Annotated in this window: 22 protein-coding genes and 1 pseudogene; 9 read left to right on the top strand and 14 right to left on the bottom strand. The window is 71.6% G+C overall.

Going from position 1 to position 23,152, the window contains the following annotated elements; genetic code table 11:
* The first annotated feature begins 270 nt into the window (after positions 1–270).
* Entirely contained in the window at positions 271–1,353 is a 1,083-nt protein-coding gene (locus tag ABZ192_RS25265; protein ID WP_356926724.1) for a S1 family peptidase, read from the top strand.
* A 413-nt stretch (positions 1,354–1,766) separates the two neighbouring features.
* Here the strand turns inward: ABZ192_RS25265 and ABZ192_RS25270 are convergent.
* Positions 1,767–2,433: pseudogene (locus ABZ192_RS25270) on the bottom strand (hypothetical protein).
* A 152-nt stretch (positions 2,434–2,585) separates the two neighbouring features.
* On the opposite strand from ABZ192_RS25270, the gene ABZ192_RS25275 reads away from it, so the two are divergent.
* Together ABZ192_RS25275 and ABZ192_RS25280 are read left to right on the top strand one after the other, a co-directional pair.
* On the top strand, positions 2,586–6,047 hold the full coding sequence (locus ABZ192_RS25275; protein WP_356926725.1) for a DNA polymerase III subunit alpha: 3,462 nt from the start codon (positions 2,586–2,588) through the stop codon (positions 6,045–6,047).
* Positions 6,044–7,063: a hypothetical protein gene (locus ABZ192_RS25280; RefSeq protein ID WP_356926726.1), complete on the top strand. Its 1,020-nt coding sequence runs from the start codon at positions 6,044–6,046 to the stop codon at positions 7,061–7,063. Before ABZ192_RS25275 ends, ABZ192_RS25280 begins: the two co-directional genes overlap by 4 nt.
* A 16-nt stretch (positions 7,064–7,079) precedes the next feature.
* On the opposite strand, the gene ABZ192_RS25285 is transcribed toward ABZ192_RS25280, so the two are convergent.
* Positions 7,080–7,454 (bottom strand): cupin domain-containing protein, encoded by a 375-nt coding sequence (locus ABZ192_RS25285; protein WP_356926727.1) that lies wholly within the window; start codon positions 7,452–7,454, stop codon positions 7,080–7,082.
* Between the two features lie 80 nt (positions 7,455–7,534).
* Here ABZ192_RS25285 and ABZ192_RS25290 point away from each other — a divergent pair, with 80 nt between their 5' ends.
* Both ABZ192_RS25290 and ABZ192_RS25295 read left to right on the top strand, forming a co-directional pair.
* Positions 7,535–7,981 (top strand): MarR family winged helix-turn-helix transcriptional regulator, encoded by a 447-nt coding sequence (locus tag ABZ192_RS25290; protein ID WP_356926728.1) that lies wholly within the window; start codon positions 7,535–7,537, stop codon positions 7,979–7,981.
* A gap of 171 nt (positions 7,982–8,152) precedes the next feature.
* Positions 8,153–9,007, top strand: a complete 855-nt coding sequence (locus ABZ192_RS25295) for an alpha/beta fold hydrolase (RefSeq protein WP_356926729.1) — start codon at positions 8,153–8,155, stop codon at positions 9,005–9,007.
* 74 nt (positions 9,008–9,081) lie between these two features.
* Here the strand turns inward: ABZ192_RS25295 and ABZ192_RS25300 are convergent, their stop codons facing one another.
* Complete coding sequence (locus ABZ192_RS25300; protein WP_356926730.1) at positions 9,082–10,113, bottom strand: lytic polysaccharide monooxygenase; 1,032 nt, start codon at positions 10,111–10,113, stop codon at positions 9,082–9,084.
* Positions 10,114–10,298: 185 nt separating this feature from the next.
* On the opposite strand from ABZ192_RS25300, the gene ABZ192_RS25305 reads away from it, so the two are divergent.
* Positions 10,299–10,748, top strand: coding sequence for a GNAT family N-acetyltransferase (locus tag ABZ192_RS25305; RefSeq protein ID WP_356926731.1), 450 nt, complete (start codon positions 10,299–10,301; stop codon positions 10,746–10,748).
* A 27-nt stretch (positions 10,749–10,775) separates the two neighbouring features.
* On the opposite strand, the gene ABZ192_RS25310 is transcribed toward ABZ192_RS25305, so the two are convergent.
* Positions 10,776–10,910: a hypothetical protein gene (locus ABZ192_RS25310; protein WP_010046145.1), complete on the bottom strand. Its 135-nt coding sequence runs from the start codon at positions 10,908–10,910 to the stop codon at positions 10,776–10,778.
* 139 nt (positions 10,911–11,049) lie between these two features.
* Between ABZ192_RS25310 and ABZ192_RS25315 the strand changes: the two genes are divergently transcribed.
* Positions 11,050–11,721: a class I SAM-dependent methyltransferase gene (locus ABZ192_RS25315; RefSeq protein WP_356926732.1), complete on the top strand. Its 672-nt coding sequence runs from the start codon at positions 11,050–11,052 to the stop codon at positions 11,719–11,721.
* Here ABZ192_RS25315 and ABZ192_RS25320 read toward each other — a convergent pair.
* Both ABZ192_RS25320 and ABZ192_RS25325 read right to left on the bottom strand, forming a co-directional pair.
* Positions 11,680–12,180, bottom strand: a complete 501-nt coding sequence (locus tag ABZ192_RS25320; protein ID WP_356926733.1) for a DUF402 domain-containing protein — start codon at positions 12,178–12,180, stop codon at positions 11,680–11,682. The two genes, ABZ192_RS25315 and ABZ192_RS25320, sit on opposite strands and share 42 nt — an antisense overlap.
* Positions 12,161–13,087 (bottom strand): GNAT family N-acetyltransferase, encoded by a 927-nt coding sequence (locus tag ABZ192_RS25325; protein ID WP_356926734.1) that lies wholly within the window; start codon positions 13,085–13,087, stop codon positions 12,161–12,163. Before ABZ192_RS25325 ends, ABZ192_RS25320 begins: the two co-directional genes overlap by 20 nt.
* Before the next feature lie 71 nt (positions 13,088–13,158).
* On the opposite strand from ABZ192_RS25325, the gene ABZ192_RS25330 reads away from it, so the two are divergent.
* The gene (locus ABZ192_RS25330; RefSeq protein ID WP_356926735.1) at positions 13,159–13,527 is read left to right on the top strand and encodes a GntR family transcriptional regulator; all 369 of its coding nucleotides are present in this window, start codon (positions 13,159–13,161) and stop codon (positions 13,525–13,527) included.
* 8 nt (positions 13,528–13,535) lie between these two features.
* Here the strand turns inward: ABZ192_RS25330 and ABZ192_RS25335 are convergent, their stop codons facing one another.
* The 7 genes from ABZ192_RS25335 to ABZ192_RS25365 form a co-directional block, all read right to left on the bottom strand.
* Positions 13,536–14,309: a DUF72 domain-containing protein gene (locus ABZ192_RS25335; RefSeq protein WP_356926736.1), complete on the bottom strand. Its 774-nt coding sequence runs from the start codon at positions 14,307–14,309 to the stop codon at positions 13,536–13,538.
* 61 nt (positions 14,310–14,370) lie between these two features.
* On the bottom strand, positions 14,371–14,766 hold the full coding sequence (locus ABZ192_RS25340; protein ID WP_356926737.1) for a hypothetical protein: 396 nt from the start codon (positions 14,764–14,766) through the stop codon (positions 14,371–14,373).
* Between the two features lie 101 nt (positions 14,767–14,867).
* The gene (locus ABZ192_RS25345; protein ID WP_356926738.1) at positions 14,868–15,962 is read right to left on the bottom strand and encodes a DUF5925 domain-containing protein; all 1,095 of its coding nucleotides are present in this window, start codon (positions 15,960–15,962) and stop codon (positions 14,868–14,870) included.
* Positions 15,963–16,036: 74 nt separating this feature from the next.
* A complete protein-coding gene (locus ABZ192_RS25350; RefSeq protein ID WP_356926739.1) occupies positions 16,037–16,837 on the bottom strand; it encodes a polysaccharide deacetylase family protein in 801 nt (266 codons plus the stop codon).
* Positions 16,830–17,819: a glycosyltransferase family 2 protein gene (locus ABZ192_RS25355; protein WP_356926740.1), complete on the bottom strand. Its 990-nt coding sequence runs from the start codon at positions 17,817–17,819 to the stop codon at positions 16,830–16,832. The genes ABZ192_RS25350 and ABZ192_RS25355 overlap by 8 nt, the downstream gene beginning before the upstream one ends.
* A complete protein-coding gene (locus ABZ192_RS25360) occupies positions 17,816–18,637 on the bottom strand; it encodes a glycosyltransferase family 2 protein (RefSeq protein ID WP_356926741.1) in 822 nt (273 codons plus the stop codon). The genes ABZ192_RS25355 and ABZ192_RS25360 overlap by 4 nt, the downstream gene beginning before the upstream one ends.
* Before the next feature lie 467 nt (positions 18,638–19,104).
* Complete coding sequence (locus ABZ192_RS25365) at positions 19,105–20,310, bottom strand: S8 family peptidase (RefSeq protein ID WP_356926742.1); 1,206 nt, start codon at positions 20,308–20,310, stop codon at positions 19,105–19,107.
* Between the two features lie 336 nt (positions 20,311–20,646).
* On the opposite strand from ABZ192_RS25365, the gene ABZ192_RS25370 reads away from it, so the two are divergent.
* Positions 20,647–21,453 carry an SGNH/GDSL hydrolase family protein gene (locus ABZ192_RS25370; RefSeq protein WP_356926743.1) on the top strand — a complete coding sequence of 269 codons (807 nt, stop codon included), beginning with the start codon at positions 20,647–20,649 and terminating at the stop codon, positions 21,451–21,453.
* 4 nt (positions 21,454–21,457) lie between these two features.
* Here the strand turns inward: ABZ192_RS25370 and ABZ192_RS25375 are convergent, their stop codons facing one another.
* The gene (locus tag ABZ192_RS25375) at positions 21,458–23,101 is read right to left on the bottom strand and encodes a serine/threonine-protein kinase (RefSeq protein WP_356926744.1); all 1,644 of its coding nucleotides are present in this window, start codon (positions 23,099–23,101) and stop codon (positions 21,458–21,460) included.
* Positions 23,102–23,152 lie beyond the last annotated feature (51 nt).

Genomic DNA, 23,152 nt, shown 5'->3' on the forward strand with positions numbered 1-23,152 from the left:
AGGGGCGAAATTCGGCCACCCGTGAACCCCGCAGAGTGCCCGCACATTACTCACGCGTAATGTTTGCACTGTGAACACAGGGGAGTTGGGTCCGATTTGATCGTGGACGGTCAAAATGGGAGGGCGTGCGAAGCGCTGTCTACGCGCGTCTCGAACTCACCCTTGTGTGCTCCCCGTTGTCCTCGGAATAGTGGGCGCTCGTCAACAAAGCCTTCCGGTTCGTGAGGTCCCCACAACCTCTCGGGCCGACCCCCCACAGGAGGACGTGAGTTGAAGCACCGACGCATACCCAAGCGGCGTGCAGCCGTGGCAGGTGCGGGCATCGCCGCACTGGTCGCCGCGGGAGTCACCTTCCAGACTGCGAACGCGAGCGAGACCCCGGAGGGCTCCGCGCCCCGGACCCTGTCGGTCACGGCGGCCGGAAAGCTCGCCTCGACGCTGGCCGAGGACCTCGGCGCCGACGCGGCGGGCACGTACTACGACACGAAGAGCAAGAAGCTCGTGGTGAACGTGCTCGACGAGGCCGCGGCCGAAGCCGTCGAGAAGGCGGGAGCCAAGGCGAGAGTCGTGGCGAACTCTCTCGCCGAACTGAAGAGCGCCCGCGGTGCGCTGAAGCAGGACGCGACGATCCCGGGCACTTCCTGGGTGACCGACCCGACGAGCAACAAGATCGTCGTCACCGCCGACCGTACGGTGTCCAAGGCCGAGTGGACGAAGCTGACGAAGGTCGTCGACGGGCTCGGTGCGAAGGCCGAACTCAAGCGGACGAAGGGCGAGTACAAGCCCTTCATCGCCGGTGGCGACGCGATCACCGGCGGCAGCGGCCGCTGCTCGCTCGGCTTCAACGTCGTCAAGGGCGGCGAGCCGTTCTTCCTGACCGCCGGGCACTGCACCGAGGGCATCTCGACGTGGTCGGACTCCAGCGGCAAGGAGATCGGCACCAACGCGGACTCCAGCTTCCCGGACAACGACTACGGGCTGGTCAAGTACACCGCGGAGGTGGCTCACCCGAGTGAGGTGAACCTCTACAACGGCTCGACGCAGAAGATCACGGGTGCCGCCGAGGCGACGGTCGGCATGGAGGTCACGCGGAGCGGTTCGACGACCCAGGTGCACGACGGGAAGGTCACGGGGCTGGATGCCACCGTGAACTACGGCAACGGCGACATCGTGAACGGTCTGATCCAGACCGACGTGTGCGCGGAGCCCGGTGACAGTGGTGGCTCGCTCTTCTCGGGCAGCAACGCGATCGGGCTGACGTCCGGTGGCAGTGGTGACTGCACGTCCGGTGGGGAGACCTTCTTCCAGCCGGTGACGGAGGCCCTGTCGGCGACCGGGACCGAGATCGGCTGAATCCCGGTTCCAGGCTTGTGAAGTCCCGCCCCTTGTGTGAGGGGCGGGGCTTTTCTGTATGGCGCTGCCCGTGTGTGGCGCTTACCGGGGTGCGGTGGGTCGGGGCCGCGCCGGGGGGTGTCCGTCCTCGGAACGGCGCGATGGGATCGGGTCCCAACTGACTGTCCGTTGACGCGCCAACCGCTGCGGGCGGACACCCCCCGACACGTCCCCTTCCGTGCGTCGGCGCCTGCGGGTGCGTGGCGGCTCAGCTGCCGCAGGCCGCCGCGCTGCGGGCCGCCGGTCCCGCCTAGCTGCGGGCAGTCGTGCCTCCCCCAGTGCCTTTTAAGGGCCTGGGAGGTACCCCCAGGGCGGCACGGGTGGGCGCAGCGGCACCCCGTTCCGCCGGGCTGCGGACCCACCCGGCCTGAGCGTCAACGCCGGGCGCCGTTACGGCGCCTTGCGGATGCCGCCACCGTGATGGCGGCTCCCGCCGCCGCCCATGCCGCCAGGACCAGGAGCGGTGTGGTCAGGGCGTTGTTCTCGAAGTAGGCGATCGAGCGGGTGATGAGGGCTCCGCCCAGGACGGCGACCACGGCCATGACCGCCAGGCGGATCGCGGCGCGCTGGGGGTTCGAGGGCCTGGCTCCCGCGCTGATGGCCAGGGCCGCGGCGCCCAGGTAGCCGCCCACGCACCAGCCGACCACCAGGTAGAAGGAGGAGAGTCCGTTGGGGTCGTGGGGGCGGACGGGATGACGTCGACCGTCCGGAAGGTGCGTTTCTCCGATCTCTCCAGGGTGGTGACGAGAGTGGTCAGGGTGGTGGAGAGGATCCTGCCGCCGCCGGAGGCGACCAGGAGGGTGTCGGTGCCGGTGGGGTTGATGATCAGTGCGCCGTCGATGTCCCGGTTCGTCACCGCCTGATCGGACGCGGCTCCGGGGCGACCACCGCGAAGGGCACGTCCCTGGGTTTCGGGTCGTGCAGTGCTCCCACGTAGGAGGCGATGAACAGCAGCTGGAGTGCGATCACGCCGACGATGAGCAGGGTGGCCCGCGGGGTGACGGCGTCTCTCACCTCGTCGCGGAACGAGCGGTGCGGCATGCCTCCACGGTCGGGGGCGTTCCGGTGTTTCCGCAGGTGGGGCCGGGCTGAACGGATGTCGCACATGTATTCGAGGATGGGGGTATGGTGGGGGTGAGGTAGCTGGGAACAGGTGTTCGAACCGATGTGGTTCACGAGTGCGGGAGGTGCGGGTGCCGGGGTTCACGCATCTGCACACCGCCTCCGGATTCTCGTTGCGGTACGGAGCCTCGCATCCGGAGCGGCTGGCCGAGCGTGCCTCCGAGCGGGGCATGGATGCCCTGGCTCTGACTGATCGCGACACGCTCGCCGGGACCGTCCGGTTCGCCAAGGCCTGCGCGAAGGCGGGGGTCCGTCCGGTGTTCGGGGCGGATCTTGCGGTGGCGGGAGGGGAGCCGTCCGAGCCCGGGCGGGGGCGGCGCCGGACTCCTGTGCGCGGTGGCGCCTTCGTCGACGAGTCCGCCCCCCGGGTGACCTTTCTCGCCCGGGACGGTGCCCGTGGGTGGGCCGGGCTGTGCCGGCTCGTCTCGGCGGCGCATGAGGGGGAGGGGACACCCCTGCTGCCCTGGGGGCGCCGGCACGCCGAGGGCGTGACCGTGCTGCTCGGGCCTGATTCGGATGTGGGGCGTGCCCTGGCCGCCGGGCGTCCCGACCGTGCGGCGCGGCTGCTCGTGCCCTGGCGGGAGGTCTACGGCGACGCCCTGCGGCTGGAGGCCGTCTGGCATGGCCGGAAAGGTACGGGGCCCGGCTCCCTGCGGCTGGCCGCCCGGACCGTCGGGTTCGCCGCCGAGCAGCGGATCCGGCCCGTGCTCAGCAACGCCGTACGGTACGCCGACCCGGGGCTGGGGCCGGTCGCCGACGTGCTGGACGCCGCGCGCCGGCTGGTGCCCGTCGACCCGACCAAGGAGCTGGACTCCGGTGAGGCCTGGCTCAAGGGAGCTGAGGCCATGGTCGGGGTGGCGGAGCGGATCGTGGAGGCCGCGGGGTTCCGGCGGGACACCGCTCACCGGCTGGTGGAACAGACCCAGCACACCGCCGCCGAGTGTCTGGTCGACCCCGAGGACGATCTCGGGATCGGTACCGTCCACTTCCCCGAGCCGCATCTGGTCGGTGCCGGCCGCCGCAGCGCCCAGCGGACACTGGCCTCGCGGGCGGCGGCGGGGATGGTGCTGCGCGGGTACGACCGGCGGCGGGAGTACTGGGAGCGGATGCACCATGAGCTGGACATCATCGCCCACCATGGCTTCGCTTCTTACTTTTTGACCGTGGCCCAAGTGGTCGACGATGTACGGGAGATGGGCATCCGGGTCGCCGCTCGGGGGTCCGGGGCGGGGTCGCTCGTCAACCACCTGCTCGGGATCGCGCACGCCGATCCGATCGAGCACCGGCTGCTGATGGAGCGGTTCCTGTCGAAGGAGCGGGTCGTGCTGCCCGACATCGACATCGACGTGGAGTCCGCGTGCCGGCTGGAGGTCTACCGCAAGATCATCGACCGGTTCGGCACCGAGCGGGTCGCGACGGTCGCGATGCCGGAGACGTATCGCGTGCGGCATGCGATCCGTGATGTGGGGGCCGCCCTGTCGATGGATCCGGCCGAGATCGACCGTGTGGCCAAGTCCTTTCCCCATATTCGGGCGAGGGACGCCCGCGCCGCGCTGGAGGAGCTGCCCGAACTGCGTGCGCTGGCGGGGGAGAAGGAGAAGTACGGGAGGCTGTGGGAGCTGGTCGAGGCACTGGACGCGCTGCCGCGCGGGGTGGCCATGCACCCGTGCGGGGTGCTGCTGTCCGACGCCTCCCTGCTGGCGCGTACGCCGGTCATGCCGACCAGCGGCGAGGGTTTTCCGATGTCGCAGTTCGACAAGGACGATGTGGAGGACCTCGGGCTGCTGAAGCTGGATGTGCTGGGGGTGCGGATGCAGTCGGCGATGGCGCACGCCGTGGCGGAAGTGGAGCGGGTGTCGGGGGTGAGGGTCGATCTGGACGGGTTGTCGCCGGGGGATCCGGAGACGTACCGGTTGATCCGGTCCACCGAGACGCTCGGCTGCTTCCAGATCGAGTCGCCCGGTCAGCGGGACCTGGTCGGGCGGCTCCAGCCGGCCGACTTCCACGATCTCGTCGTCGACATCTCGCTGTTCCGGCCCGGGCCGGTCGCCGCCGACATGGTGCGGCCGTTCATCGAGGCGCGGCACGGGCGGGCGCCGATCCGTTATCCGCACCCGGACCTGGAGGAGCCGCTGAAGGAGACGTACGGGGTCGTCGTCTTCCACGAGCAGATCATCGACATCGTCGACATCATGACCGGCTGCGGGCGCGGTGAGGCGGACCGGGTGCGGCGCGGGCTGTCCGATCCGGAGTCACAGGGGCGGATCAAGGTGTGGTTCGCGCAGCACGCGGCGGCGAACGGGTATGACGCGGAAACGATTCAGCGGACCTGGGAGATCATCGAGGCCTTCGGGTCGTACGGCTTCTGCAAGGCCCACGCCGTCGCCTTCGCCGTACCGACGTACCAGTCGGCGTGGCTGAAAGCACATCATCCGGCCGCCTTCTACGCGGGGTTGCTGACGCACGACCCCGGGATGTACCCGAAGCGGCTGTTGCTGGCGGACGCGCGGCGGCGCGGGGTGCCCGTGCTGCCGCTGGACGTGAACAAGTCGGGCGTCGCACACCGTATCGAACTGGTGTCCGGTAAATGGGGGCTGCGGCTGGCGCTCTCCGATGTGCACGGCATCAGGGAGGACGAGGCGGCACGGATCGCCGAGGGGCAGCCGTACGCCTCGCTGGTCGACTTCTGGGAGCGGGGCCGGCCCAGCCGTCCGCTGGCCCAGCGGCTCGCGCAGGTGGGGGCGCTGGACGCGTTCGGCGCCAACCGCCGTGATCTGCAGTTGCATCTGACCGAGCTGCACCGGGGCGCGCGGGGCGCGGGCGGTGGGCAGTTGCCTTTGGCCGGAGGACGGAAGACCGCACCGGCCGGGCTGCCCGACCTCACCTTCCCGGAGCGGCTCAGTGCCGAGCTGGGCGTGCTGTCCATGGACGCCTCGCGCCATCTGATGGACGACCACCGGGCGTTCCTCGACGAGCTGGGCGTGGTGTCGGCGCGGCGGCTGCGCGAGGCCCGGCACGGGGAGACGGTGCTGGTCGCGGGTGCCAAGGCGGCCACGCAGACGCCGCCGATCCGGTCCGGCAAGCGGGTCATCTTCTCCACCCTGGACGACGGCACGGGCCTGGTCGACCTCGCCTTCTTCGACGACTCCCACGACGCCTGCGCCCACACCGTCTTCCACTCCTGGCTGCTGCTGGTGCGCGGGGTGGTGCAGCGGCGCGGCCCGCGCAGCCTCAGCGTGGTGGGCGCCGCCGCCTGGAACCTCGCGGAGCTGCTGGAGGTGCGCCGGGAGGAAGGGCTGGAGGGGGTCGCGGCCCGGTTGGCCGGTGCCGGTACGGGTGCCGATTCCGGTGATTTCGGTGGCGGCGACGGCGAGGGGGCGGCGGGCTCCGCGGACCAGGATCCGGCGGAGCAGCGCAAGATCCGAATGCCCACGGGGTACGAGATGCACCCCTGGGCCGATCTGCGTCCCGCGGGCGAAGGGCCCGCGGTGGGACGGAAGCTGTGGCACCAGAGTCCGGGGAGTGCGGGATGACCATCCTCTGCGTACGTTTCCAGCTGCCTCCGACGCGCGAGGCCGACCTGCCCCGACTGCTCGGGATGCTCGAGGAGTTCACTCCCGTCGTCCAGGCCCTGCCACCGGACGGGGCGCTGGCCGACCTGCGGGGCGCCGAGCGGTACTTCGGGCGCAACGCCGTCGAACTGGCCTCGGTGATCCGGGTGCGCTCGCTCGCGCTGTACGGCGTCGACTGTGTGATCGGAGCCGGGCCCGGGCCGATGCTGGCCCGCGTGGCGCTGCGTGACGCCGTGCCCGGGGTGACGTGTGCGGTGCCCGAGGAGCGGGACGCCATCGCGGAGTTCCTCGCGGACAGACCCGTCGCCGCGCTGCCCGGCGTGGGTGCCGCGACCGCTCGTACGCTGGGCGACTACGGCCTCGACACCCTCGGCCGGGTCGCCGCCGCGCCGCTGTCCACGCTCCAGCGGCTGATCGGCGCGAAGGCCGGCCGCGAGCTGCACGAGAAGGCGAACGGCGTGGACCGCGGCCGGGTCGTACCGAACGCCGTCTCCCGCTCCCTCGCCACGGAGCGCCCCTTCGGCCGCGACGAACTGGACCCGGACCGCCACCGCCGTGCCCTGCTGTCGGCCGCCGAGGAGATCGGTGCCCGGCTGCGGGCCCTGGAGAAGGTCTGCCGCACGCTCACGCTCACCGTGCGCTACGCCGACCTCCCCCACTCTCGAACAGGCTCGAGCGGGGGGACCCCCATCGCCACCACCCGCAGCCGCAAGCTGGACGAACCGACCGCGCACTCCCCGGACCTGACCAGGGCCGCGTACGGCATGTACGAGGCGCTCGGGCTGCAACGGGCCCGGGTCCGCGCGATCGCCCTGCGCGCCGAGGGGCTCGACCCCGCCGACCAGGCCTCCCACCAGCTGACCTTCGACCCGGTGGACGAGAAGGTCCGCCGTATCGAGGAGGTCGCGGACCGAGCCCGGGCGAAGTTCGGCCCGCGGGCGGTGATGCCCGGGGGACTAGGGGGACTGGCGGCGTAGATCCTTCTGCGTGACGTCAGTTGGCCCACGGCGGCACGATGCTGGTGCCGTCGGCGAGTCGTGCCTCCAGGCCGATCGAGGTGGTGACCCAGGAGTACGCGGTCCGGTCGGTGGGGTTCTCGACGGTCAGGGTGGCGCCGGGGTTGATGATCACCGTGTCGCCCGCGGCGATCCGCTCGGTGCGGCCGTCGAGGGTGATCAGCAGCTCGCCGTCGAGCAGATGGAAGATCTCCTCCCGGTTGACGGTGTGCGCCGGCGCCTTGAGGCCGGCGGGGATCTCACCGCGCCAGGCGCACAGCTCCTTGCTGCCGCTGCGCGGGGTGGCGTACGAGACGAAGCGGGCGCCGTGGATCTCGTGGATGACGGCTTCGGACGAGCGGATGACGGGCATGCGGGTCTCCAGTTGGTCAAGTAGCTTGACTATATGGTCAAGCTGCTTGACCGTCGTGTCAAGGGTGTTTCAATGCATGGGTGCAGAACTCCGAGGCCATGGCCCTGTCCGCCGCCCTGCTCGCCGCCGCCGGCGGGCTCACGCACCGCATCCATGAGGGCGTCGTCGCGCGCGGCTTCGAGGGACTGCGGCCCGCACACGGCTTCGCCTTCGCCCGGCTCGCCCCGGACGGCGCGACGGTCACCGACCTGGCCGCCCACCTCGGGGTGACCAAGCAGGCCGCCAGTCAGCTCGTGGACGAAATGGTGCGCAAGGGATACGCCGAGCGGCGGCCGCACCCCGGGGACGCGCGGGCTCGGCTGGTCGTGCTGACCGGGCGGGGGTGGGAGTGCACGCGGGCTGCCGAGGAGGCGGCCGCGGAGGTGGTGCGGCAGTGGGGGGATGTACTGGGGGAGGAGCAAGTGCGGGTGCTACGGGAGCAGTTGCTGCGGATCGCGCCCCAGGGGCCCATCCGGCCTGCCTGGTGAGGCGGTGTCAGGCGGGTCCACCGTCGTCGGTTACCACTGGAAGTTTTTACTGACGCGTAACTTCCCAGTTTGACTACTGACTCGTAACTTGACGAGTGAACAGCATCCCGTGATCCGGATCACAGGGCGTCGTGCCGTCGCACTTCCCTTGAGCCGCAAGGAGATCACCCGATGCTGCCCTGGAAACGAGTGCTCAGACCCCTGGCCGCGCTGCTGCTGACCGCCGCGGCCGTCACCGTCCCCGCCACCTCCGCCCAGGCCGCCGGCGCCCCCGGCTGGAACGACTACTCCTGCAAGCCGTCCGCCGTCCATCCCCGCCCCGTCGTCCTCGTCCACGGCACCCTCGGGAACTCCGTCGACAACTGGCTGGGGCTCGCCCCCTATCTGAAGGTCCGGGGCTACTGCGTCTTCTCCCTCGACTACGGGCAACTCCAGGGCGTCCCCTTCTTCCACGGCCTCGGCCCCGTCGAGAAGTCCGCCGCCCAGCTGAAGGACTTCGTCGACCGGGTGCTCGCCGCGACCGGCGCCGCCGAGACCGACATCGTCGGGCACTCGCAGGGCGGCATGATGCCCCGCTGGTACCTGCGGTTCCTCGGTGGTGCCGCCAAGGTGAACGCCCTGGTCGGCATCGCGCCCAGCAACCACGGCACCGACCTGAACGGCTTCACCCGCCTGCTGCCGTACTTCCCGGGCGCCGGAGACCTGTTGGCGAAGTCCACGCCCGCCCTCGCCGACCAGGTCACCGGTTCCGACTTCCTCAAGCGGCTCAACGCGGGCGGCGACACCGTGCCCGGCGTGCGCTACACCGTCATCGCCACCAAGTACGACGAGGTGGTCACGCCGTGGCGCAGCCAGTACCTGAGCGGGCCGGACGTGCGCAACGTCCTGCTCCAGGACCTGTGCCCGGTCGACCTGTCCGAGCACGTGGCCGTCGGGCTGCTGGACAGGGTCGCCTTCCACGAGGTGGCCAACGCGCTCGACCCGGCGCGGGCCAGGCCCACCACCTGTGCGTCGGCGTTCGATTGACACGTGTACACGCATAGGGGAAACGTTTCGGGGCCTGTCCGGCCTGAGCCGCCGGACAGGCCCCGAGTCCTGGGTCAGCGGCCGGGGCGACTGCCGCTCACCGCACGGCGCCGGGCCGACAGGAACAGGGCCGAGGAGCCGAGCGCCAGCGCGGCCGCGCCGGCGAGCGCGAGGTAGGGGGTGCTGCTGTCACCGCCGGTCTCGGCGAGGTTCTCCGTGGTACCGGCCGCCTTCGGCCGGTTGGGAGCGGCGTCGGCCTGCGTGGGCTGGTCCGGGGCGGCTTCGGCCTGTGCGGGCCGGTCCGGGGCGGGGCTCTTTGGGGCCGCGGCCGGTGCGGCCGAGGTGCTGGGGTCGTTGTCGCCGTGGCCGTGGTGCTCGATGGTCGACTTGTCGTTGCCCGCCTCGATCTGCTCCTTGGTGGGAGCGGAGGCCGTCGGGGCCGGAGCGGCGCCGCCCGCCGCGCCGTCGCCGCCGCCGAAGGTGACGTCCGAGCAGGAGTAGAACGCCTCCGGGCTGTCCGACCGCTGCCAGACGGCGTACAGCAGGTGCTTGCCGGAGCGCTCGGGCAGGCTGCCGGAGAAGGTGTAGAACCCGCCCGCGGCCGCCGGGTCGGTGGCCGTCGCGACCGGGTGCTCCAGATCCAGGTCGTTCCAGGCGAGCGGCTCGGCCGGGTTGTAGCCGGGCTTGGTGAGGTACACCTTGAACGTGCCCTTGTGAGGGGCCGTCACGCGGTACTTGAAGGTGTGCGAACCGCTGCGCACCCCCGTCGCCGGCCAGTCGGCGCGGGCCAGATCGAGCCCCTTGAACTGCTCGTTGTTCGCGCTGCACAGCTTGCCGTCCGGGATGAGCTGCTGGTGCCGCCCGCCGGCGTCCCCGATGCGGATGCCGTTCCAGTCGTAGAGGGCCTGCGTGCCGCCCGCCGCGACCGCCGCCTTGCACGCGGCCGACTCGGGGCTCTCCGGGCCCTCGGCGTAGCACTGCGAGACGCGGCTGACCGGGTCGCCCATCGAACCGTGCGCGGCCGCCGGCGTGACGGTCGGCCCGGCCAGGGCGAGCGGGAGGGCGCCGAGGGCGGCGACGGTGACTGCCGTGCGGCGTGCGGGCATGCGGGAACTCCTCGAGACGGTACAGGGGAACAGGCCCGGGCCCGAGTGGGCCCGGATCCCGTGGGGGGCGATCCGAAGCTAGCCCCTGAGAACCGTGGAATCGCCTGCTGAGGGCGGGTGGGGGAGATCCTTATGGCCCGCTTAAGGAAGCGCTCAGACTGGCATCAGGTAGATACCGTCTCGGCATGGCAGACGAGGAGATCCGGCCGGCCGGAGCCGCCGATGTACCGGTCGTCACGGACGTGATCGACGCAGCCTTCCGCCCCTACATAGAGCGCATCGGACGGGTGCCGCAGCCCATGGAGGAGGACCACGCGGCGAACGTGGCCGCGGGCAAGGTGTTCGTGACGGGCGAGCCCGTGACCGGCCTCGTGGTGGTCGAGGCGTTCGAGGACCATCTCTTCCTCGACACCATCGCCGTCCACCCCACCGCGCACGGCGGGGGAGTGGGGCGACGGCTGCTGCGGTTCGTGGACGCACACGCGCGTGCGCTGGGACTGCCCGAGGTCAGGCTCTACACGAACGCGCTGATGTGGGAGAACCAGGAGATCTATCCGAAGTACGGCTATGAGCTGGTGGAGCGACGAATGGACGGGCCCTACGACCGCGTCCACTACCGCAAGCGGGTGTGCTGAACGGGTCTCATGATTGGTGCCGGCCGCTCAGGCGTCCGGCCACCACGTGCGTGCGATGTCCTTGCGGACTTCCGGGCGTCCCGCGGGGCGCTCGTCGGCCTCCTCGCGGGCCCGGCGGACGTCCGTCTTCTTCAGGGGCTTCTGCACGGTCACACGGCGCATGGCTGCCTCCTTAAGGGTCTACCGGGTTCCGCGTTCTCACGGAGGTAGACCTTTCGGGGGAGAGTTCCTCATCGCTCCTGGTCTGTCAGTGGCGGCTGTCACGATTCGAGTGTCAGTGGCGGGTGTCACTCTTGGGCCCATGGCGAACGACAGTGACGGCATGACCTCGACCGACACCGGCGCCGAGGTGGACTGGGACGCGCGGGCGGCCTCCTTCGACGAGGAGCCGGACCACGGGCTGCGCGACCCGGAGGTGCGCCGGGCCTGGGGCGCGCGGCTGCGCTCCTGGCTGCCCGGGCGAGCCGGTGACGTCCTCGATCTCGGCTGCGGCACCGGCAGTCTGTCGCTCCTCGCGTCCGAGCAGGGACACCGGGTGACGGGCGTGGACCTCTCCCCGGCGATGGTGGCACTCGCCCGGCGGAAACTGGCCGGGCGTGACGCGGTGTTCCTCGTCGGTGACGCGGCGGCGCCGCCGGTCGGCGAGCAGCGCTTCGACGCCGTGCTCGTCCGGCACGTCCTGTGGGCCCTGCCCGACCCCGGCCGCGCCCTGCGGCACTGGGCCGGGCTGCTGCGGCCGGGCGGGCGGCTCGTGCTGGTCGAGGGCGTGTGGGGGACGACCGCGCCGGTCGGGATACCGGCACAGCGGCTCGCCGGCCTGCTCGCACCGATCGCCGGGCAGGTGAGCGTGGAGCAGCTGTCCGGCGATCCCCTGCTGTGGGGCGGGGTGGTGACCGACGAGCGGTACGCGGTGGTGGCCGTGAGCGGCGGCTCAGGCCAGGAGCGCGGTGAAGTCGTCGCCGTGGGCGAGTGACTCCAGTTCGTCGAGGGCGGCCAGGGCGGCTTGTGCGGCACCGGGGTCCGACTCGGCGAGGCCGCTGGCGGCGAACTCGTCCTCGTCCAGGCGTCGTACGTCCGTGCCGTCCGCGGAGACCCACAGGTCCAGGTCGAGGTCCTCCACGACCAGCTCCGGGCCGGAGCGTGCGGCGGGGCGGGTGATGTCGCAGTACCAGCCCTTCAGCGCGCCCGAGGCGGAGCGGACCTCCTTCACCGCGTACCAGCGGTCACGCCAGTAGTACTCCGTGAAGACGTCCCCGGGCTCGAAGCGGACGAAGCCGAAGTCGCGGACGCCGCTGCCCGCCCAGGGGGCGCGGACCGCGACGCGGGTGCCGTCGTCCGTCAGGAGCTCGCCGGTGTAGCGGATCTTCGTACGGCCCGCCTTGACGAGCACGACGTCGACCTGGCCGGACCGGTCAGCCGAGTTCGCGGACATAGCGCACTTCCTTCGCACAGATCTCGTAGCCGAACCACTTGTTGATGGCGATCATCGGTTCGTTGCCGGTGTCGTTTCCGGTGAACGCCTCCGTGTACCCCGCCGCCAGGGCCCGGTGCAGGGAGTCGTTCTTGGCGAGCTTCGCCAGGCCCCGGCCGCGGAACGCCCGGGCGGTGCCGGTCATGGCGGTCCCGTAGCGGCTGCCGTCCGTGTGCGCCACGCTGAAGGCGGCGGGGCGGCCGTCGACGACCGCGACCGTGGTCAGCTCGCGGTTGAGGAGCGGGTGCTTCCAGTTCTGTTCCACCCAGGCCTCGTAGTCCGTGAACTCGGCCTCGATGTCGCTCGGTTCGTCCGACGCCGTCTCGGCGTCCAGTTCGAACATCGGGCGCGGGTCGTCCGCGAAGTCGGCGGCCGTGCGCAGTTCGACGCCCGCCGGCGGGTCCTGGCGGGGCGGCAGCGTGCCGGCCGCCAGGTCCAGGCGCATGAAGTAGGCGGAACGGCTGGCCCGGAAGCCGTGCCGCTCGGCGAAGGCGAGGTTGTCCGGCTCGTCCAGCACCCAGGCGAACAGCTTCCGCACGCCCAGCCCCGCCAGACGCTCCTCGGCGGTGCGCAGCAGGAGCGAACCGGCGCCGCGTCGCGTGCGGTCGGGGCGCACGTAGATGTTGGCGGACCCCTGGCCGGGCTCCGGGCTCTCGTGGGCGACGCTGATCTGGGCCGTGCCGATGATCTCGCCGTCCTCCTCCGCGACGAGCTGCCCGAAGTGGGCGTCCGGGTGGGCATGGGTCAGGGTGTGCACCACGGACTCGGGTGTGGACAGCATGTAGGGAAGGGCGCGGCGGCGCGTGTGGGAGAACCCCTCGGCGTCGGCTCGGACTTCGGGTCGCAGGTCGCGCACGATCACGGTCATGGAGGCGCACGCTACGCGGGAGCGCACCCGGGGTGCCTCCCATTTTCCGTCGGGTACGGGACAATCGGCCTGTGACCTTGAAGATCGACATCGACGACAGTGCGCCGCCGTACGAGCAGGTGCGGGCGCGGATCTCCGAGCAGGCGCGGTCCGGTGAGTTGCCGGTGGGGTACCGGCTGCCGACCGTGCGGGGGCTGGCCGAGTCGCTGGGGCTCGCCGCGAACACGGTCGCCAAGGCGTACCGGGCCCTGGAGGCGGACGGCGTGATCGAGACGCGGGGCCGCCACGGCACGTTCGTGGCCGCCGCCGGCTCGGCGGCGGAGCGGGAGCTGGCGGTCGCCGCCCAGGCGTATGCGGAGCGGGCCCGAAGGCTCGGGCAGGGGGAGGACGCGGCGCTCGCCGCGGTACGGGACGCCCTGCGGGCGGCTCAGGGGGATTAGGACGTCGCTCAGCCGGCCCGCGCCGGACGCCCGGGTGTCCGGGTGATCTCCAGGCCCGCCGATCTCCCCAGCCGCGCGAACGTCATCGAGTCCTCCACCGCCGCGCCCCCCGGGTCGTTGTTGAAGTAGGCGTAGACGTCCTCGCCGCTGGGCCAGGTCGTGGCGATGCGGTCGAGCCAGGTGGCCAGCGAGCGGCGGCCGTAGTGGGGCCAGGGCCGGGCGCGGCCCTGGTGGAAGCGGACGTAGCCCCAGTCGGTGGTGCGCCACAGCGGGGTCGCGGGGCGGGCCAGGACGTCGGCCCAGCACAGGGCCGCGCGCCGGGACTCCAGGACCGTACGGACCTCCTGCGTCCACCACGAGTCGTGGCGGGGCTCGACCGCGACCCGGGTCGAGGCGGGGAAGCAGGCGAGGCAGGCGTCCAGCAGGCCCGGGTCGGCGCGCAGGTTGGGCGGGAGCTGGAGCAGCACCGGGCCGAGCCGGTCACCGAGACCCGCCGCGTGGCTCATCAGGCGGCCGACCGGCTCCTCGGGGTCCTTGAGCCGTTTGATGTGGGTCAGATAGCGGCTCGCCTTCACCGCGACCACGAAGTCCGCGGGCACCCGGCCGCGCCAGTCCTCGAAGGTCTCCCGGGCCGGCAGCCGGTAGAAGGCGTTGTTGATCTCGACGGTGGCGAAGTGCCCCGCGTACTCCTCCAGCCAGAGCCGCACCGGCAGCCCGGACGGGTACAGGACGTCCCGCCAGTCCTTGTACTGCCACCCGGACGTGCCGACGAACAGGGTCATAAACCCATCAAAGCACTCCACGTCTGGAGGGCGGCAGGGCGACCCGGCCTTCCGGACCCCGCTACGTGTCGGCGCGCGTGTGGAAGCGGTAGAACAGCAGCAGGAAGACGGCTGCCGTGACCAGCAGCGACGTGATGACCACGGGGCGGAGGTCGTCGCCGGTCTGGCTGTAGAGGAAGCCCAGCGCGGCGCCGGCGAAGGCGGCCCGGAGCAGGGCGTGCAGGGCGTGCAGGTCGCGCCTGAGCCGCCGGGTCACCTGGACCACGGCGATGCACAGGACCATGAAGGCGAGCCCGCTCCACACGCCCGACGCCACATCCGGTCCGGTGACCGGACCACCGTGACGCCGGTTCACCGCCACCCAGTTGCCGTAGACGAGACCGAGGGCGACGGGCAGGACCCACCGCATGAAGCGGTGGGTGGGTTCGCTGAACACGGTGGGTGCCGTGTGTGCCATCAGAGCCCTCCTTCGTCCCGGCGAAGCGCGGCGTCGCCGCTCCGCACACCTTGGCACGCCTGGGTAACAGGGAGGTGAGAGGCGGTTGTGTGCGAACCGGGCTACAGATACAGCCCCGCGTCGGCGTCCCCGCGCGGCTCCGGCAGGGCCGTCGGGGACGTGCCCCGGCGCAGCGCGTACAGCTCGGCCAGCGTCGCGCCCTCGCGGCCGATGCCCTCCTCGCGACCCAGCCAGCTCACCGCCTCCGTGCGGGTCAGCGGGCCCACCTCGATCCGGGCGAGGCAGCGGCCGGGCCGGACGACGGCGGGGTGCAGGCGCTCCAGGTCCTCGTTGGTCGTGACCCCGACCAGGACGTTGCGGCCCTGGCCGAGCAGTCCGTCCGTCAGGTTCAGCAGCCGCGACAGCGCCTGGCCTGCCGTGTGCTTGGCCTCGCCGCGGATCAGCTCGTCGCAGTCCTCCAGGAGCAGCAGCCGCCAGCGGCCCTTGCCCGCCGCGTCCTCCTCGCCGATCGCGATGTCCATCAGATAGCCGACGTCACTGAACAGCCGCTCGGGGTCCAGGACGCAGTCCACCTGGCACCAGTCCCGCCAGGAACGGGCGAGGGTGCGCAGCGCCGACGTCTTGCCGGTGCCCGGTGGGCCGTGCAGGAGGAGGAGCCGGCCCGAGATGTCCTCGGGGGTCGTCTTCATCAGGCGGTCCATGGCGTCCGCCACCGGCGCCGTGTAGTTGGGCCGGACCTCGTCCCAGGTGCCCGCCGCGATCTGGCGCGTGGTGCGGTGCGGGCCGCGGCGCGGGGAGACGTACCAGAAGCCCATCGTGACGTTCTCCGGCTGCGGTTCGGGTTCGTCCGCCGCGCCGTCCGTGGCCTGGTCGAGGATCTTCTTCGCCAGCTCGGCGGTGGTCGCGGTCACTGTGACGTCGGCGCCCCGGTTCCAGCGTGAGATCAGCAGCGTCCAGCCGTCGCCCTCGGCGAGGGTCGCGCTGCGGTCGTCGTCCCGGGCGGCGCGCAGCACGCGGGCGCCGGGCGGCATCAGCGTCGCCCCGGACCGTACGCGGTCGATGTTCACCGCGTGCGAGTACGGCTGCTCGCCCGTCGCGAAGCGGCCGAGGAACAGCGCGTCGACGACATCGGACGGGGAGTCGGAGTCGTCGACGTTGAGCCGGATCGGCAGCGCCTCGTGCGGGTTTCCAGACATGCCGCCATGATCCGGCACGAGGGCGCCGCGTGCACCCGGTTTCCCGGTGCACGCGGCGTGTTCCACGTGCGGGGTCAGGCCCCGGGGCCGGACACCAGCCGGCGTGCCCGGCGTGTCCTGCGGACCACGGCGTACCCCTTGGTCAGGGCCCGGTCCCTGGCGAACGTACGGGCGATCGCCCGGCCTTCGACCAGCCGCTCGAACTCATCGGTGCCCGTGCTGCGGCGTACCGTCACGCGCCGCAGGGCGTACGGCCCCTGCGCGCGGCGCGCGAGGCCGTTGCCGACGGCGAGCGCCTGGGCGTACCCCGTCTCGCGCACCGCCTGCCGGACCCGGCGGCTGGAGTAGCCGTAGGGGTAGGCGAACGAGACGGGGACGGTGCCCAGTTGGTCGGCGACGATCTCCTTGCAGTGGATCAGCTCGAACCGCAGCGTGGCCTCGGAGACCTGGTCGAGCTGCGGATGGCTGTGGCTGTGCCCGCCGATCTCGACGCCCGCCGCCGCGAGCTCGCGGACCTGGTCCCAGTCCAGCATGGTGTCCAGCCCGCCGCCGGTGTCGTACGGTCCCCGGATCCACCCCGTCGAGACGAACAGGGTGGCCGGGAAGCCGTGCTTGGCGAGCACGGGCAGGGCGTGCCGGTGCACGCCCTCGTAGCCGTCGTCGAAGGTGATGAGGACCGGCCGCTCGGGCAGCGCGCGGCCGGAGCGCCAGCACGCCGCCAGCCCCGCGGTGGTGACGGGGGTGTGACCCCGGTCCGCGAGCACCGCCATCTGCTCGGCGAACGCCTCGGGGGTCACGGACAGGGCGCGGGTCGCGTCGTTCGGGTCGGTCGCGACCGCGTGGTACATGAGGATCGGTACGCGGATGTCACTCACGGACCGCCACCTCCACTTCGGGCACCGAGAACGTGGTCCCGCCCCGGCGGGCCCGCACGCTGCCCACCACGTAGCCGCCCGCCGCCGTCAGCACCCCGGCGACGATCGCCCCCGCCCGCCCGGCACCGCCCGGCCGGGCCAGCAGGGCGTCCCGCAGCCCCCGGGCCACCCCGGCCGGCAGGACCCGGGTGGCGTACCGGCGTTCGGACTCCAGTCCCTTGTCCGCGCCGACGCTCCGGGCCACCAGGGCCTTGGACAGGCCCTCGGCGTACGTGCGCGTCCGGAAGTAACGGAAGTGCTCACGGACCTCGGGCACCCGGTGGTGGATCACCGCCCGGTCGTCGATCAGCAGCACCGCGTCGGGCCGGGCCCGGGTCAGGCGGATGCACAGTTCCGTCTCCTCGCAGCCCAGCGGGCGTTTGTCGCCGTCCCGGCCGATGCCGGTGGCGAAACCGCCCGCCGCGTCGAAGGCGCTGCGGCGGAACGAGGCGTTGCCACCGAGCACGTTGCGCACCCGGACCCGGCCGCGCGGCAGGCCCCGGTAGGTGCAGCCCACCACCCAGTCGAACTCCTCGGGGAACCAGGCGGGCCGCCGCCCCGACGCCCAGACCGGCTCGGTGCGCCCGCCGACCGCCAGCACGCGCGGGTCGGTGTACGCCTCGGCGAAGTGCAGCAGCCAGTCGCGCTCGGCCACGGCGTCGTCGTCGAGGAAGGCGACGACCTCGCCGCGCGCGGCCGCGATCCCGGTGTTGCGGCCGGCGGACAGGCCGCGTGGGCCCGCGTTGGCGAGCACCCGCACGTCGTCGGCTTCCTTGTACTCCTTGCCGAGACGGTCCAGAAGGGTCTGGTTGTGGTCGACGACCAGCAGCGTCTCCAGGGCCGGCCGTGACTGCGCCCGTACCGAGGAGACCGCCGCGAGGATGTCCTCCCAGCGGTCCTCGGTGTACGCGCAGATCACGACGGAGATGCCGGGACCGCTCAAGACACCTCTCCCCGGACCGAGTCGAGCATCGGCGACCGGTCCGAACGGCGGCGCAGCGCCCGGCGGTTGGAGCGCTCCTGCAGGATCACCCTGAGCACGCGCAGCCCGTCGCGCACGGCCCGCAGATTGCTGGTGCCGTGGATGCGCAGGTACTCGTGGCTCGGGATCTCCTGCACCTTGAGCCCGGCCTTGACGACCCGGATGTTCATCAGGGTCTCGACCTCGAAACCGGTGCAGTCGAGGTCGATCTTGTCGAGGCAGTGCCGCCAGAACGCGTTGTAGCCGTAGCACAGGTCGGTGTAGCGGGCGCCGAACTTGCGGTTGACGGCCGAGCACAGCGCCCAGTTGCCGAGCTTGCGGATGAAGGTCATGTCGTCCGTGCCGCCGCCGTTGGCGAAGCGGGAGCCCTTGGCGAAGTCCGCGCCGGAGACCAGGGCGGAGACGTACGACACGATCTCGTTGCCGTCCGCCGAGCCGTCCGCGTCGATCATCACGATGATGTCGCCGGTGCACGCCTGGAACCCGGTGATCAGGGCGTCGCCCTTGCCCTTGCCGCGCTGCTCGACGACCTTGACCTCGGGCCACAGCTCGCGGGCCACCTGGACGGTGTCGTCGGTGGAGTTGCCGTCGACCAGGACCACTTCGTGGATCCAGTCGGGCAGGGTCTTGAAGACGTACGGAAGGTTCTCCGCCTCGTTCATGGCCGGGATGACCACGCTCACCGGCGGCGCTATGGCCAGGTGAGAGGAGACGGGGCGGTACTTCCCGGCGGTCGGCGGATGCTGCTCCGCCGCGGCCGGCTGCAGAACTGAGCTCACGAGTCTGGTCCCTCTCGTCCGGTGGACCGCCCCCCCAGGGCAGTCCGGATCCAATCCGGTTCGAAAGGGGGGTTCTCACCCGTGGCACGCCGAGATGGAGCTTCGGGCACGCCGGGTGAGCTGGCAAAGCTGGCCGACAGCGGAAAACGGCAGCCGACCGCGCGGCACGGCCCGGTCACCTCGCGGTCACCGAGCACGGCACCCCCCTACCGCGCCCCACGCCGGTTCGTCGCGGTCCTTGAGCCCTCCCCTAGAGCCGCGTACTGACGGACCGATGCGGGTGAGATGTATGACGGTATTGACGATTGAACCCGTATGGCAAGACCTGGAACGGCCCCTCACGTTTTTGTTGGTTTTGTCGTTGCGGGATGCGTTTCATGGGGCGCAAGCTGAAAGGTTCCGGTGACGGAAACAACCGTTCCCCGGAGGCTCAACCCGCCTCCGGGGAACGGTTGTTCAGATTCCGGTTACGGTACGAGCTTCAGCAGCCGGTTCGGCGAGCCCGAACCCGCGCTGGTGACCTTGCCGGTGGTGGCGCCGGCGACCAGGGCCGAGGCGACCTGGGCCGGGGTGGAGGAGGTGTGGCCCGCCAGGTAGACCGCCGCCGCGCCCGCGACGTGCGGGGTCGCCATCGAGGTGCCGGAGATGGTGTTGGTCGCGGTGTCGCTGGTGTGCCAGCCGGCCGTGATGGAGGAGCCGGGCGCGAAGATGTCCAGGGCCGAGCCGTAGTTGGAGTAGCTCGCCTTGGCGTCGGTGCTGGTGGTGGCGCCGACGGTGATCGCCTCGGCGACCCGGGCCGGGGAGGACGAGGAGGCGGTGGTGCTGCTGTTGCCGGCCGCGACGGCGTACGTGACGCCGCTGGCTATGGAGTTGCGGACCGCCGTGTCCAGCGCGGCGGAGGCGCCGCCGCCGAGCGACATGTTGGCGACCGAGGGGCCGGAGTGGTTCTGCGTCACCCAGTCGATGCCCGCGATCACACCGGCCGTGGTGCCGGAGCCGCTGTTGTTCAGCACCCGCACGCCGACGATCTTCGCCTTCTTGGCGACGCCGTAGGTCGATCCCGCGATGGTGGTGGCCACATGGGTGCCGTGGCCGTTGCCGTCGGAGGCGTTGGTGTCGCCGTCGACGGCGTCGTAGCCGTGTGCGGCGCGGCCGCTGATCTGCTGGTGGGTGATGCGCACACCGGTGTCGATCACATAGACCGTCACGCCGCTGCCCGCGCTGTCCGGGTAGGTGTAGGTGCCGGAGAGCGGGAGCGAGGTCTGGTCGATGCGGTCCAGGCCCCAGGGGGCGTTGTTCTGGGTGGCGGAGAGCCCGACGCGCTGGTTCTGCTCGACCGAGGCCACCGCCGGGTCGGCGGCGAGGCGCCTGGCCTCGGTGGCGGACAGGGTGGCGGAGTAGCCGTTCAGCGCCTTGCCGAACGTCTTGCGCACGGACCCGCCGTACTCCTCGACGAGGTCCTTGCCCGCGGCCGAGGACGCCTTCAGGGCGCTCTTCTTGAGCGTGACGATGTAGCTGTCCTTGACCGCGGCCGGGGAGTCCGCGGCGAGCACCCGGCCCTCGGCGGGAGCGGCGGCCTGGGCGGGGAGGGCGGTGAGCCCGCCGACGAGGGCGGTGGTCGCCGACAGGGTGATCGCGGCGAGTCCGAGTCTCTTGCTACGCAGTGGTGCCATTACGAGGGATTCCTCCTCTAGGCGGCGCGCGCCTGGGTGGGGCACGCGTCATGTGGGGGTTGTGCGCGTGCTCGCGCACACGGCCGGGAGCGTCGCGTTCCGTTCTCGGCCGGAGTAAAGCGTCGGCCAACTACCGGCGTAGAACAAGAGAGTTGAGCACTAGTCAACAAATCTGTCATGGGCACGTAACAAGGGACGCTCGGGGCGTAACAAAACGTGAGGTGAATGCGCCGTGTGCGCCCCGCAAACGACCGAAAAGGCTTGGCATGGACACTTCCTGTCAACACGCGTAGCTGCTACGACGGTTGTGGCAGAGATCCTGCTAAGGGAGGTTCCATGAGACGTTCCCGACTTGTCCTCTTCGCGAGCTCGCTCCTCCTCGCCGCCGGCACCGCCCTCACCGGGGCAGCCACGGCGCAGGCGTCCTCATCCGCCGCAACTGGCGGCTACGCAGCGCTCGGCGACTCCTACTCCTCCGGTGTGGGCGCCGGCAGCTACATCAGCTCCAGCGGCGACTGCAAGCGCAGCACGAAGGCCTACCCCTACCTCTGGGCCGCCGCCCACTCACCCTCGACCTTCGATTTCACGGCCTGCTCCGGCGCCCGAACGGGTGATGTTCTGTCCGGACAGCTCGGCCCGCTGAGCAGCGCCACCGCCCTCGTCTCCCTCAGCGTCGGCGGCAACGACGCCGGATTCGCCGACGTCATGACGACCTGTGTGACCCAGTCCGACAGCGCCTGCGTCTCCCGTATCAACACCGCACGCGCGTACGTCGACTCCACGCTGCCCGGCAAGCTCGACAGCGTGTACTCGGCGATCCGCTCCAAGGCCCCCAACGCCCACGTCGTCGTGCTCGGCTACCCCCGCTTCTACAAGCTTGGCACCACCTGCCTCGGCCTGTCCGAGACCAAGCGCAAGGCCATCAACGACGCCTCCGACCACCTCAACACCGCCATCGCCAAGCGCGCCGCGAACCACGGCTTCACCTTCGGCGACGTACGCGGCACCTTCACCGGCCACGAGATCTGCTCCGGTGACTCCTGGCTGCACAGCGTCAACTGGCTCAACATCGGCGAGTCGTACCACCCGAAGGCACCCGGTCAGTCGGGCGGCTACCTGCCCGTGCTCAACGCCAACGACTGACCGCTCAGCCGGAGTCGGTGTCCGACTCCGTGCCTGAACCCGTGTCCGAACCCGGGTCCGAGTCCGAAGGAGAAGGGGAGGCCCCGCCCGTCGGGGTCTCCGTCTCGCACGTGATCGAGAACGGCACCGACTCGGACGTCGTGCGCACCGGCTCCCGCACCTCGACACTGATCTCGTCCTCGAACGTCCCGCTCTCCGCCTCGGTCGTCACGGTCACCGCGTCCTGCCGCGTACGGCCGTCGCCCTCCGGGAACGACAGCGTCTTCCAGCCACCGTCGAGCTCCGAACCGTCCTGCGTCACCCAGCGGTAGCGCACCTCGGCCGGCAGCCGCCCCACCGTGAACGTCGCCGTGAACCTCGGCGCCCGTGCGCCCGGCGGCGGACACGAGCCCGTGTAGTCCGTGCGCGTGCCGTCCAGGGCGACCCGCACCGACTGCGGCGGCGGAGTGCTCTCCTCGCTCTCGCTCTCGCTCGGCGTCGGGGAAGGGCTGGACTTCCCGCTCCCGGTGTTCTGCGGCGGGCTCTTGGTCTGCGCGGGCGTACTCGCCCCGGCACCCCGGTCACCGGTCCCGTCGCCGTCCCCGCGGCTCAGCAGCGCGTACGTCAGACCGCCCACCGCGAGCGCCAGCGCGACCACGCCCGCGACCAGCACCCTGCCGGCCCGGCGGTCGCGGTCCTGCCCGGTGGCCGTCGTCGTCCCACCCGGGCCGGACCGCGCCGGCTGCCCCGGGAAGGGCATCGGGGGCGTGGGCGAGGGCTCCGGGTGGGCCGCCACCGTCGGCGGGTACGGCACGGCCCGCACGGTCTCCGCGCTCGGCGAGCCGCCCGCGCCGATGACCCGCAGGTCCCGCTCCGCCTGCTCGGCCGGCAGCCGCTGCGCGGGATCCTTGCGCAGCAGCCCCTCGATGACCGAGGCGAGCGGACCGGCCCGGTACGGCGGCGGAAGCTCCTCGTCGACGATCGCGCGCAGCGTGCTCAGCGGCGTGTCGTGACGGAACGGGGAGTGACCCTCGACCGCCGCGTACAGCAGCACGCCGAGCGACCACAGGTCGGACTCCGGGCCCGGCGTACGGCCGAGCGCCCGCTCCGGGGCGAGGAACTCGGGCGAGCCGATGACCTCCCCGGTCATGGTCAGCGCGGAGCTGCCCTCGACCATGGCGATCCCGAAGTCGGTGAGCACGATCCGGCCGTCGTTCGCGATCAGCACGTTGGCCGGTTTCACATCCCGGTGCAGCACCCCGGCCTCGTGCGCGGCCCGCAGCGCGGCCAGCACCTCGGCGCCGATGTGCGCGGCCCGCTGCGGCGGCATGGGGCCCTCGGCGTCCAGGACCTCCGCCAGGGAGAGCCCGCGGACCAACTCCATGACGATCCACGGCCGACCCTCGTCCGTCGCCACGTCGTACACCGTGACCACGTTCCGGTTGGCGACCCGGGCCGCCGCCCATGCCTCCCGCTCCAGCCGGGCGTACATCCGCCGCACGTCGTCGCCCGCCAGCCCCGCCGGGGCGCGCACCTCCTTGACGGCGACCTCACGGTGCAGCACCTCGTCGCGGGCGCGCCACACCGTCCCCATACCGCCCTCGCCGAGCGGTGCCAGGAGCCGGTAGCGGCCCGCGATCACACGCTCATGGCCCGGTTCTTCGGACACGGCGCCCCCATTCGCAGCCGGGCGAAATCTCCATGAGGTCTGTTTTCCCCA

This window comes from Streptomyces sp. NPDC006235 (assembly GCF_040613735.1).
Taxonomy (GTDB): Bacteria; Actinomycetota; Actinomycetes; order Streptomycetales; family Streptomycetaceae; genus Streptomyces.